This is a genomic window from Candidatus Avelusimicrobium sp., from assembly GCF_051874775.1.
Lineage (GTDB): Bacteria > Elusimicrobiota > Elusimicrobia > Elusimicrobiales > Elusimicrobiaceae > Avelusimicrobium.
The window spans coordinates 103002-114674 of the sequence record NZ_JBJEGE010000027.1 but is presented as its reverse complement, the minus strand read 5'-3'; the positions used below and the strand labels follow the sequence as shown (position 1 = coordinate 114674).

The following is an 11673-nucleotide window of genomic DNA, read 5'->3' as shown; positions in this document are numbered from 1 at the left end:
AACGACGCGTGGTTTTTTGATACGGCTGCACCGTACCAGCATTTAGCTATTAATGCGGTTCGTGCGGCGGAAACTGGCCGGCCCGTTTTGCGCTCTGCAAATACGGGCTTCTCAGCGGTGATAGATCCGTTTGGGCGAATTACACAACAATCCGGTCTGTTTACGCAGGAAATTTTACGCGCAAATGTCCCTCTCTCCGTAGGGGACAAACTGAGTTTTTATTCCCAGTGGGGCGATTGGTTCGCGTGGCTGTGCACGGTGATTTATTTTACGCTGTTTATTTCGTTGGCGGTTTTTTCGTATGAATAATATTGAATTTAAAGACGTGGAACAAAAGTTGGAAGATCTTTCGGCGCGTGTCGCCAAGATTGAAACGATTGACGGTATTTCCGACAAACAAAAGGAATTGGCGGATTTGCAGCATATATCGGCGGATCCGTCGTTTTGGAACGATACCAAAAAAGCCAAAGAGGTCAGCCGCAAAATTGATTTGTTAAAAACGTCCATTGAGACGTTTTTTGCGCTTCAAAAAAAACTGGAGGACGACTGCACGCTGTTTGATTTGTGCCGAGAAATGCAGGACGAAAAGGAACTGTCTGTTTTATCTGCGTCGCTGGCGGAAACGGAAAAACGCGTGGCGCAAAAAGAGGGGGAAATTCGTTTGTCGGAACCGAACGACAAGCTGAATGCTATTTTGACCATTCACGCCGGAGCCGGCGGAACGGAATCGTGCGACTGGGCACAAATGTTGGTGCGTATGTATACGCGCTGGGCCGAACAGCACGGGTTTAAATTTTCAGTGTTAGACGCGCAAGCCGGCGATGAAGCGGGTATTAAAACTCTTTCGGCTATGATAGAGGGGCCGTTTGCATATGGGTATTTGAAAGGGGAAAACGGAGTCCACCGGTTAGTGCGCGTTTCTCCTTTTGATGCCAATGCCCGCCGTCATACCTCTTTTGCATCGTGCGATGTGCTGCCTGATATAGATGAGGATGTTAATATTGAAATTCCGGAAAAAGATATTCAGCTGGAAACTTCCCGCGCCGGCGGACACGGCGGCCAGAACGTCAACAAAGTGGAATCGGCCGTACGGCTTTTGCACATTCCCACGGGCATTGTGGTTTCCTGCCGCATTGAACGCAGCCAGCTGCAAAACCGCCAGACGGCGATGAAAATGCTCAAAGCCAAACTGTACGAAATGGAAATGGACAAGAAGCGCGGCGAAGCCGAAAAACGTTACGGGCAGAAAGGGGAAATCGCTTGGGGACACCAAATTCGTTCGTACGTATTTATGCCTTATCAACTGGTAAAGGATTTGCGCAGCGGATACGAAACCTCGCAAATCAACGCCGTGATGGATGGCGATTTGGATCCGTTTATTTTCGCATTTTTAAATCACGAAGCCGAACATAAAAAATAATGAAAACCGGTTTGTATCTTCATCTCCCGTTCTGCAAACAGAAGTGTAATTATTGTGATTTTGCTTCATTTGCGGGGCGGGAGTTTTTAATTGACGGTTATGTGGACGCTCTTTCTAAAGAAGCTGCCCTGTCGCCCGTGCGTGTATTTGAGACCCTGTATGTCGGCGGCGGGACACCGAGTATTCTGTCTGCCGTACAGCTTCAAAAATTGGCGCAAATTATTGAAAATCATTTTGGTCCCATATCCCGTTTTGAGGAAAGTACGTGCGAAGCCAATCCGGAAAGTTTGACAGCGGAAAAAGCTGTCGTGCTGAAAAAGACGGGATTCAACCGCCTGAGCTTGGGGCTGCAAAGTTTTAACGATGCGGAACTCAAAATGCTGGGGCGCGTTCACAGCACGATGGATTTTTTGCGTGCGTATGAAACGGCCCGTGCGTGCGGTTTTGAAAATATTAACGTAGACTTGATTGCCGGCCTGCCGGATCAGACTCTGGAAAGTTTTTTATGCAGTTTAGAGCGCGTAGTGTCCTTGCGTCCGGAGCATCTTTCAGTATACGGCCTGCAGATTGAAGAAGGTACTCCGTTTTTTGAGCGCGCAGTGGTGTGCGACCAACTTTTAATGCGCCGTATGTTAGAGGAAACACACGTACGTTTGAAACGTGCGGGGTATCATCATTACGAAATTTCCAATTTCGCTTTGTCTGGTTGGGAAGCCAAACACAATACGCATTATTGGAACGACGGTGACTATATTGGGCTGGGGAGTTCGGCCGCTTCGTTTTTTCGCGGGGTTCGGTATCAAAATACACCGGATGTATGGGAATATATCCGCCGCATAAATGCGGGGGAATCTCCGGTGGAGTTTATGGAAAAATTAGAAGGAAAAGCACGCGCGGGAGAACGGTTGATGCTGGCGCTGCGCCAACTGGACGGTGTGGAATTATCTGAACGGGACGAAGAAATGTTCGGGCGGGAAATGGAAAAACATATTAAAAGAGGGCTTCTCCTGCGGATGGGAAAAAAAGTAAAATTAAGTTTTGAGGGGCTTTTTTTGGCTAATGAAGTATTTTGCAGCTTTGTGGCTCCGTTTGAGGAAAAATGAAATTAACCGCTGTCCATACTGATATTTTTCACCCGCGCGAAAATTTGCCTGCGTTTATTGTGCGTCATCTTCCGTCCGTGCCGGAGAAAAGTATACTTGCGGTGGCTTCTAAGCTGCTTGCTCTTTGGAAAGGGGAGATTGTGCCGTATGAAAGCCCCGCGCAAAAGGAAGAGCTGATTCTGCGCGAAAGTACTGCCGCTTTAAAAACGCCGCTTGCGTGGCTGACCGTTAAAGACGGTATGGTAATGACCAATGCCGGCATTGACGAATCCAACGCGGACGGCAAACTTTTGCTTTTGCCGAAAAATGGTTATGTCGTTGCGGACGAGTTGCGCCAAACCTTGCGTGCGCGGTGGAACGTAACAAATTTGGGCGTGCTGATTACAGATAGTATGATTTTGCCGCTTCGTGCCGGAGTGACGGCGTCCGCCGTAGCGTATGCGGGGTTTCGGGGCGTAAAGGATTTACGCGGCACGCCGGACATTTTTGGCAAGAAGTTAGAGGTTACGCTCGTTAATGCGGCCGATTCTCTTGCATCGGCTGCGGCGCTGTGTATGGGAGAAGGAAACGAACAATCCCCGCTGTGTGTAATTGAAAATGCACCGGTCAAATTTTCAGATGTCATCAATGCGGCGGAAATTAAATATCCTGTAGAAAACGATTTGTATACCCCGCTTTTTAAAGCATCGGGTCTTATTAAAAAAGGAGAGTATAATGATTAAAAATATCGTTAACGAATTTAAAACATTCGTTATGCGCGGCAATGTAATTGATATGGCTGTCGGTATTATTATCGGCGGTGCGTTTACGAAAATCGTAAATTCTATGGTAGCCGATATTATGATGCCGCCTTTGGGCCTGTTGTTGGGAAAAGTGGATTTTTCCAACTGGTTTATCGTGCTGAAACAAGGCTCGCAAGAAGGACCATACGCCTCTTTGTCTGCGGCGCAGGCCGCCGGAGCGACGACGCTGAATGTCGGTACGTTTTTAAATGCCGTTATCAGCTTTATCATTGTGGCATTTTGTATTTTTTTATTGATTAAAGTAATCAATAAAGTAAATGCGCCCAAAAAGGAAGCAGCTCCTGCTACTCCTACGACGAAAAAGTGTCCGTTCTGCTGCAGCGAAATCGCACTGGAAGCTACGCGCTGTCCGCACTGCACATCTGAAATTAAATAAGTGTTTTTTGCTGTAATGAAAAGGACGCAATGATTTTTTTATTTGCGTCCTTTTTTGTAATAAACGGGGAGTATCAGAGATTCTTACAAATCCGCCGCAGATATTTGGCGGCGTTTTTTTGTGCATCTTTGGCATTCGCGGCAAAATCCGTCAAAACAGCGGTTTGCTGCGGTGCATATTTTTGTCCGCGCAAGGCTTGTTCGTCGCATTGTCCGCAAATAAATAATACGGGTTTTTTATATTTTTTCGCCAGTTTTAACACAGCCAACGGCGCTTTGCCGTAAAAGGTTTGTCGGTCCAGTTTCCCTTCGGTGGTAATGATCAAGTCCGCGTTCTGGAAATATTTTTCCAACCGTGCTTTTTGAAATAAAAAGCTGGACCCCAAAAGCAGTTCCGCACCAAAACAGCCTGTTAACCCCGCACCGATAGCTCCCGCTGCAGCGGTACACGGTGTATGGGCAATATCGCGCCCTGTCGCCTTTTTTATGGCACGTGCGAATGATGTCATTGCTTTGTCTAAAATTTTTACTTGTGCGGGGGAAGCGCCTTTTTGGGGGCCAAAAACTTTTGCGGAACTTTTAGGGCCTAAAAGCGGATTGGTTACGTCTGCCACGCCGAAAATTTTGATTCCTTTAAATGCTTTCCGGAGTACGGAAATATCGGCGTGATTTGCGTTTAATAACGCTTCTGCCCCCAACCCAAGGCGGTGCCCGCGTTTATCCAAAAATACAGCTCCGCACGCGGCCGCCATACCCGCACCGCCGTCGTTGCAGGCGACTCCTCCCAACCCTACATAAATGGTCTTGGCTCCGGCTTGTGCGGCGGCTGATAATATTTGTCCTACCCCGTAGGAAGAAGCTCCTAACGGATCTAATTCTTCTTTTTTTGCGCTGCCGAGGCCGCATACGCGTGCAGTTTCTATCACAGCGGTTTTCCCGTCGGAAAGCAATAAGAATTCCGTCCGTCTGTTTTTTAAAAAAGCGTTTTTAGCGTTAAGAGTTATTTTGCGTGCGGCGGGATCCAGTGTTTTAAAAAAATCAAGAAATCCGTCGCCGCCGTCAGACACGGGAATAGCGCAGACACGGTGCTTTTTTTCAAGCGCGCGCTTGAAAAGAAGCGCGGCTGTTGCCGCGCTTAAAGACCCTTTAAAAGCATTGGGTAAAACAAGAATGTTCATTAAAATTTCCAGCTTAGTTGTGCCTGAATGACAGTATTGGAGGAAGCGGAATCTTTTAAATCGTCCGCGCGCTTTGCAAATACCTGTCTTGCTTCAAGGCCGATCATTACGTCGTCCACCCACGTTTCCACTCCTAGCCCTGCGGATCCGGCAAAGCCGTTGGATTTAATGGACTGGCTGCTTACTTCTCCGCGGTAGTTAAGTGTCAGCATTTCGTATACGGCGGATCCTGTCAGATAAAAAGCGAATCGACTGTTTGGATTTAAATAGTAGTTGGCGGCGGCGCCGAAAGTTAACAACTGTCCGCTTGTTTTTACCGTGGGCGTTTCATCGGGATGTTGGCTTATCCATTCCGGGGTCTGTACAGCGGGGTCGCGGTCCTCAAACGAGTTGTTGGGAATGTTGCCTACTCCCACTATGGGACCGAGCCAAAAATTACTTTCTTTTATGCGCCATAAAAATTTGCCAGATACCTGGATACTTGTTCCTCCGACGTCGGCCGATCCTTCTTCGGTTTCATAACCCGGGCGTGCCGTATTGGCTAACTGTAAATCCAGTGCCATTGCGCCTGCTTGGACGGAGAAATATTTTGAAAAATCTTTTTCTTCCTGCTTCTTAGCGGGTTTCGGTTCGGATTTAGCGGTTTTTTGGGAATTCAGTTCCTGTTTGGCGGCGGAGGCGTATTCCTGCTGGGTAATGGCGCCGGATTTTACATTGCGTAGAAAAGCTTCTTCATCGGTCAGCGGTTTGGGTTGTACCGTCGGAGTATTTGCGGCGGGGGTAACCACGCTTCCGTTTACTACGGTGGCTTGTTTGGCTTCAAAAACTTGGTCAATGTCTGCATCAAACGTCAGTCCGCCCGCGGCCTCTACTTGACTCGTTTGTGCACGTTGGGCGGCCTGTGCTTGTGCGGCGGCTTGTTGTTCCTCGCGTCTAATTTGTTCTTCAACGATTTGTTGCTGGGCGGTGGCTCCGCGGTCATAATCGTATGTTTCAATATTGACGATTTGCGGTATATCGATATTAACGATGGTGCCGTCATCCGTTTGGAGTTTTAAATTAAATTCGTCCATATCCAGAATTACGCCAATGAGCTGTGTTCCTCCCTTTAAAATCAGGCGGTGTTTATCCGGTAAAATTTCTTCTATTTCGCGTTGGTTAAGCGTAATATTACCGTAAGAGGTAGCAAGGTTTAATGTATATTCGGTTTGGGATAAAATGGAGCCGGTAATTAAATTGCCGTTTTTCATTTTTAAAGTTTCGGCATTGACGGCGGCAGTACAGCAGAGAGCAGAAAGAAAAACGAAAAAATTTTTCATACGGACGGATGCTCCGGAATAGATTTGGGCAAAAAGCGGCGCGCACGGGGCGCGCCGCTTTTAAGTTATTTGGATTCGTGTTCTACGACGTTTTCAATATGGTTTTCGGCGTTTTCGTTCGTGCAGCAGCACGGGCTGACGGCTTTTTTAATTTTGCGCAGCACACCCAAAATTTTGGATATGGTCAAGAAGCCGATTGCGGCGCCCAAGTCGCTAATGACGTAGAACGCAAGCGTTGCCCACATCTCGGCCCCGCTAAGCGCTGGATGTCTTAAAATAGCGATAGCTTGGAATACGGCGTAAGCCAACGCCAAATAGAACATCGCGGTAAAAAATACGTATAACCCTTTCAGGCATAACCAGTTATGCGGCCACCATTTGCCGCATTTGCAACATTTAGACATAATTCACACTCCTTTGATATGGGGAAATTTTCCCTATATCTTAATTGTATCAAAAGAACCGACGCGTGGCGACAGTTCCTTTTCTTTTTCAGTTTATCCGCCAAAGCGTTTTACGGCAACCCCAAAAGAGAATTACTTTTCCGCCGTTTTTTGTTGGATCTTATGCAGGGTTCCCAATATATACCATATACACAATTCCGCTGCACCCGCCAATGCGGACGCTCCTGCGGCGTAGCCGTAAATTTGTTTGAGCGGCGCGGAACCAGCCTCCCATAGTTCGTTGGGAATTTGTAAGACCACAATCCAGTTATAAGCGGCATACAAGCCGAAAGCGAGCGTAGTGTAGAAAAATATAAGCCAAACCACGCGCAAGTCTTTTAAATCCAACCAGTTATGCGGAAAATAAGAATTAAACACGTTTGACCTCCTGCAAAAGTTCGCGGGCGTGGGTAAAGGCTGCAGAGTGTTTATCCGCATTTCCGCCCAGCATACGCGCGATTTCAGCGGTTAAGTTTTCTCCCGAAAGCGGTGTAATGGTTACGTTTGTATTGTTGTGGAAAGCCTTTTTTTCCACACGGAAATTTTGATCAGCTTGGGCAGCCACCTGCGCCAGATGCGTTACGCACAACACTTGGCGTCCGGCGGCGGCTTTATGAAGTTTTTCGCCTACCAGTCTACCTGTTTCTCCTCCGATACCTGCGTCTACTTCGTCAAACACCATTACGGGAACGGTGGGGGCCAAAACGGTTTTAAGCCCCAGCATTACGCGGGAAATTTCACCGCCGGACGCAATATTTTTTAATGGACGCAGCGATTGCCCCGGGTTGGGAGAAAATAAAAATTCCACTTTATCCGCCCCCGCCGGGCCGAGGTTTTCTTCATCCATTTCTACGGCGGCGGAAAAACGCACTTGGTTAAAGCCCAGCGGCCGGATTTGTTCCGTGATGAGCATAGAAAGTTTTTCGGCTGCGGTCATACGTTTTTCGTGCAGTTGGCGGGAAAGCTGCAAGAGTTTTTTGTGCGCTTTCTGTAATTCTTGTTCCAATTCCTGTTCGTGTTCTTCGGCGTGTTGTAAATGGCGGATTTTTGTTTTTAAATCTTCGGCGGTGGCCAGTACGTCTTGGATTTCGGGGCCGTATTTGGCTTTTAACCGTTTTAATTTTTCGTGGCGGCCAAGCATTTTATCCAAGGCATCCGGTTCCAAATTAATGTCGTCTTTATAAGCTGCCAGCGTGGAAGCCGTGTCTTCAAGCGTCAGTACTGCGGCGTTTAGTTCTTCCGCCAAGCGTGCTAAATTTTCATCTAGTTCCGCCATATTCTCCAAGGCGCGCGCGGCGCGCGAAGCGCGTGCGGCAGCGGAATCTTCCGCCCCGTAAAGCTCTTCGTAAGCGCCGGATGCTTCTTCCAACAGCCGTCCCGCGTGTTTCATTTTGGGAAGTGTTTGTTCAAGCTGTAAATCTTCGTCCGCCGACGGATTAACATCCTCAATTTCTTTTAGTTGATAATTGTACAAATCAAGCAGTCGTTCTTTTTCCTGTTCGTTAAGGCGCGCTGCGTTGAGTTTGGCACGTGCGTCTTGCATTGTTTCCCACGCGGTTTTGGTTTGGGCGAGCAGGTTTTCGTATTTAGCAAATTTGTCTAAGAGCGCCAGATGAACGGAAGAATGCATTAAACTTTGGTGTTCGTGCTGGCCGTGGAAATCGACCAAATGCCGTCCGATTTGCGCGAGCGCGGATACAGTAACGGCGCGCCCATCCACATACGCTTTTCCTTTGCCTTTTCGGTCCAGTTCACGGCGCAGGGTAAATGTATCGCCGGAAATTTGCTGTTCCCTGCAGATTCTTTCGGGCAGTACGGAGGAGCAAAACTCCGCCGATACGCGCATTTTATCCGCTCCGTCTTTGATGACGGATACGTCTCCCCGTGCACCGAGTACAAAGCCGAGGGCTTCAATAACGATAGATTTCCCTGCTCCCGTTTCACCGGAAAACACGTTAAGCCCGTTGGCAAAATCAAGCGTTAAATCCGAAATAATGGCGAAATTTTCCACGCGCATTTGTTTTAACATTAACGCGCCCCCCAGTTGAGTTTACGGTTTAAAACGGAGAAAAAATCCCGTTTTCCGGTAGCCAGCAGTTTTACTTTTAGCAGACTGCGCGTGAGTCTGACGCGTGCCCCGTCCGGCAGCGGCAGGTTGATTTGTCCGTCTACGCTGAGCATTGCTCCATCGTCTTTATTCTTAAAGGAAGGCGTCAGTTCCAATTCTCCGCTGGCGGGAAGAATAAGCGGTCGCTGGTGCAGCGAGTGCGGGCAGATGGGTGTAATAAGCAGTACGTCCACCTGAGGGTGTACAATCGGTCCGCCTGCGGCCAGCGAATAGGCTGTGGACCCCGTGGGCGTGGCGATAATGACTCCGTCGCCGAAATACGGCGGAATTTGTTTACCGTCAAAAGCAGCGTTTACGGTAAACGCGCGCGGCTGAAGTGCACGGAGTACGCAGTCGTTAAACGCCAAATATTCTTGCACAGAACCGTTTTGTGTTACTATTTGCGCGCACAGCATAAACCGTTCGTGTGCAGTGTATTTTCCATTAAGCAGTTGTTCCAAGCATTCTTTAAAATCGGAAATTTCACACGAGGCCAAAAAACCCAATGAGCCGCAATTTACGCCGAAAACTGCCGTTCCCAGCGGCGCGGCGGCGCGGGCACAGCGCAGCATTGCACCGTCTCCGCCCATACAAATTAACAAATCGAACGAGTGGTTCAGACCGTCCAATTCCGTAACGGTGCGTGCGCAAATGCCGCGATCCCCCAAAAAAGAACACGCTTCCTGTGCGAGCGTGCGGATATGCGGTTTATTTTCGTTAAAAAAGACGGCTGCATTCTTGAATATCATCTTTTCTATTTTAGCAAAAAAACACGGGCGGCCGGGGACTCCTGTGCGTCTAATCCTTTTTCGGGAAAGCGGGGAAAAATCAAAATGCTATAATTAAAATATAAAGAAGGGGGAAGTAACTATGTGGGATTATACCGATAAAGTAATGGACCATTTTAAAAATCCGCGTAATGTGGGAGTTATTCCCGATGCGGACGGTACGGGGCAGGTGGGCAGTTTGGTATGCGGGGATGCCTTAAAGCTGACAATTAAAGTAAATAAAGAAACTGAAGTGATTGAGGACGCCAAATTTGCCACTTTCGGCTGTGCCAGCGCGATTGCATCTTCTTCCATTTTAACGGAAATGATTAAAGGCAAAACGCTTGCCGAAGCGTCCACAATTACCAACCAAGACATTGCCGACGCGCTGGGGTCGCTGCCTTCTGAAAAAATGCACTGTTCCGTAATGGGAATGGAAGCGTTGGAAGCGGCCGTAAAAAGTTACCGACAAGGCGGTAAACCCGTGGTGTTTGAACAGGAAGAAGAAAAAATCGTCTGCCATTGCTTTAACGTGTCGGAAGAAGCCATTATCAAGGCCATTCGCACCAACCATTTGACTACAGTGGAGGACGTAACTCATTTTACCAAAGCCGGCGGTGCGTGCGGACGGTGCAAGGGAGATATTCAAAAAATTTTGGATAAAGTAAACGGCGCGTGTGAACTGCCGTCCCGTCCGGCGGAAAAAGTATTTTCGCAGATGACGCTGGTGGAAAAAATCAAAAAACTGGAAAGTGTTTTGGAAGAGGATGTCCGCCCGAAACTAAATATGGACGGAGGATCTGCCGAACTAGTGGATTTGGAAGGCACTGTCGTCAAAATTCGTTTGACGGGAATGTGCCACGGGTGTGCGGGGGCAGCCGGCACGCTTAAAAATTTTATAGAAAAAACACTAAAAGAGAAAGTAGATCCTTCCCTTAGCGTGGAGCAAGCGTAAGAATGAAAGTAATTTATTTGGACAATAATGCTACTACCCAGTGCGCGCCAGCAGTTGTGGAATCAATGCTGCCGTACTTTGCCGAAAAATACGGCAACGCTTCTAGTATGCACGCATTTGGCGGCACCAACCGCCACGCAATTGATTTGGCGCGTAAGCAGGTGGCTGCTCTTTTGAATGCACAGTATACGGATGAAATTATTTTTACATCCTGCGCTACGGAAAGCGATAATACGGCGATTTTCTCTGCAGTGCGCAGTTTTCCCAAGAAAAAACATATTATTACGTCAGCCGTGGAACATCCGGCCATTATGGCGCCGTACCAATATTTAGAAACGCAGGGTTACCGCGTGGATTTTATCGGCGTGGACGAATTCGGGCGTTTTGATTTGGCTCGTTTCAAAAACGTGATTGACGAAGATACCGCGCTGGTATCCGTGATGTGGGCCAACAGCGAAACGGGGACTATTTTCCCTGTTGCCGAAATCGCTCAAATCGCCCACGAACACGGGGCACTGTTTCACACGGATGCGGTGCAGGCTGTGGGAAAAATTCCGGTGGATGTGCAGAGAGCGGGAGTGGATATGCTGTCTCTTTCGGCGCATAAATTTCACGGCCCCAAAGGTGTCGGGGCGCTTTACGTTAAGCGCGGCACGCGTTTTATGCCGTTTATGATGGGCGGACATCAGGAAAAACACCGTCGTGCGGGCACCGAAAACGTGCCGCTTATCGTAGGCCTTGGCAAAGCCGCCGAACTGGCCCAAGCGCGTTTGGTTGACGGCGTTTCCACCCGCATTGCCGTGCTGCGCGATAAATTGGAACAAGGAATTTTGTCGGTTATTCCCGATGTGAAAGTGAATGGGGATCCTCAGCACCGCGTGCCCAACACCACCAATATCAGCTTCGGCTATATTGAAGGGGAATCTATTTTAATGTATTTGAACGATTTCGGTATTTGCGCGTCGTCGGGATCGGCGTGCACTTCCGGTTCGTTGGAGCCGTCTCACGTGCTGCGCGCAATGGGTGTGCCGTTCCAGTTTGCGCACGGGTCTATCCGGTTTTCGCTGTCCGACCAAACGACAGAAGCCGAAATTGACTTGGTTCTTAAAGAGCTACCGTTAATTGTTGATCGTCTTCGCAAGATTTCGCCGTTTTCGCGCTTGGCCGTTTAAACGGAAAAATTTAAAACGCCGCCCCCAAAGG

13 protein-coding genes are annotated in these 11673 nt (G+C 48.4%); 7 read left to right on the top strand and 6 right to left on the bottom strand.

All coding sequences use genetic code 11. From position 1 onward, the window contains the following. The 5 genes from ACI351_RS05735 to mscL form a co-directional block, all read left to right on the top strand. On the top strand, nt 1-309 hold a 309-nt coding region (locus tag ACI351_RS05735), incomplete at its 5' end, for a nitrilase-related carbon-nitrogen hydrolase (protein ID WP_439734290.1). Then, nucleotides 302-1420 carry a peptide chain release factor 2 gene (gene prfB / locus ACI351_RS05730; RefSeq protein ID WP_439734289.1) on the top strand — a complete coding sequence of 373 codons (1119 nt, stop codon included), beginning with the start codon at nt 302-304 and terminating at the stop codon, nt 1418-1420. The genes ACI351_RS05735 and prfB, both read left to right, overlap by 8 nt. Then, nucleotides 1420-2523: a radical SAM family heme chaperone HemW gene (gene hemW, locus ACI351_RS05725; RefSeq protein ID WP_439734288.1), complete on the top strand. Its 1104-nt coding sequence runs from the start codon at nt 1420-1422 to the stop codon at nt 2521-2523. Before prfB ends, hemW begins: the two co-directional genes overlap by 1 nt. Next, entirely contained in the window at nt 2520-3245 is a 726-nt protein-coding gene (locus tag ACI351_RS05720) for a coenzyme F420-0:L-glutamate ligase (RefSeq protein ID WP_439734287.1), read from the top strand. The genes hemW and ACI351_RS05720 overlap by 4 nt, the downstream gene beginning before the upstream one ends. Nucleotides 3246-3249: 4 nt before the next feature. After that, a complete protein-coding gene (gene mscL, locus ACI351_RS05715) occupies nt 3250-3702 on the top strand; it encodes a large-conductance mechanosensitive channel protein MscL (RefSeq protein WP_439734291.1) in 453 nt (150 codons plus the stop codon). Between the two features lie 73 nt (nt 3703-3775). Here mscL and ACI351_RS05710 read toward each other — a convergent pair whose 3' ends face one another. The 6 genes from ACI351_RS05710 to ACI351_RS05685 all read right to left on the bottom strand — a co-directional run bounded on the left by ACI351_RS05710 (nt 3776) and on the right by ACI351_RS05685 (nt 9497). Further along, nucleotides 3776-4879: a glycerate kinase family protein gene (locus ACI351_RS05710; protein ID WP_439734286.1), complete on the bottom strand. Its 1104-nt coding sequence runs from the start codon at nt 4877-4879 to the stop codon at nt 3776-3778. Continuing rightward, nucleotides 4879-6198, bottom strand: coding sequence for an outer membrane beta-barrel protein (locus ACI351_RS05705; RefSeq protein ID WP_439734285.1), 1320 nt, complete (start codon nt 6196-6198; stop codon nt 4879-4881). The genes ACI351_RS05710 and ACI351_RS05705 overlap by 1 nt, the downstream gene beginning before the upstream one ends. 65 nt (nt 6199-6263) lie before the next feature. Further along, a complete protein-coding gene (locus tag ACI351_RS05700; protein WP_439734284.1) occupies nt 6264-6602 on the bottom strand; it encodes a hypothetical protein in 339 nt (112 codons plus the stop codon). A gap of 132 nt (nt 6603-6734) precedes the next feature. Continuing rightward, nucleotides 6735-7019: a hypothetical protein gene (locus ACI351_RS05695; RefSeq protein ID WP_439734283.1), complete on the bottom strand. Its 285-nt coding sequence runs from the start codon at nt 7017-7019 to the stop codon at nt 6735-6737. Beyond that, nucleotides 7012-8670: a DNA repair protein RecN gene (gene recN / locus ACI351_RS05690; RefSeq protein ID WP_439734282.1), complete on the bottom strand. Its 1659-nt coding sequence runs from the start codon at nt 8668-8670 to the stop codon at nt 7012-7014. The genes ACI351_RS05695 and recN overlap by 8 nt, the downstream gene beginning before the upstream one ends. Beyond that, nucleotides 8670-9497 (bottom strand): NAD(+)/NADH kinase, encoded by an 828-nt coding sequence (locus ACI351_RS05685; RefSeq protein ID WP_439734281.1) that lies wholly within the window; start codon nt 9495-9497, stop codon nt 8670-8672. The genes recN and ACI351_RS05685 overlap by 1 nt, the downstream gene beginning before the upstream one ends. A gap of 121 nt (nt 9498-9618) precedes the next feature. Here ACI351_RS05685 and nifU point away from each other — a divergent pair, with 121 nt between their 5' ends. Further along, nucleotides 9619-10470, top strand: a complete 852-nt coding sequence (gene nifU, locus ACI351_RS05680; protein ID WP_439734280.1) for a Fe-S cluster assembly protein NifU — start codon at nt 9619-9621, stop codon at nt 10468-10470. A 2-nt stretch (nt 10471-10472) separates the two neighbouring features. After that, nucleotides 10473-11642 carry a cysteine desulfurase NifS gene (gene nifS, locus ACI351_RS05675; protein ID WP_439734279.1) on the top strand — a complete coding sequence of 390 codons (1170 nt, stop codon included), beginning with the start codon at nt 10473-10475 and terminating at the stop codon, nt 11640-11642. The last annotated feature ends 31 nt before the right edge of the window (nt 11643-11673 follow it).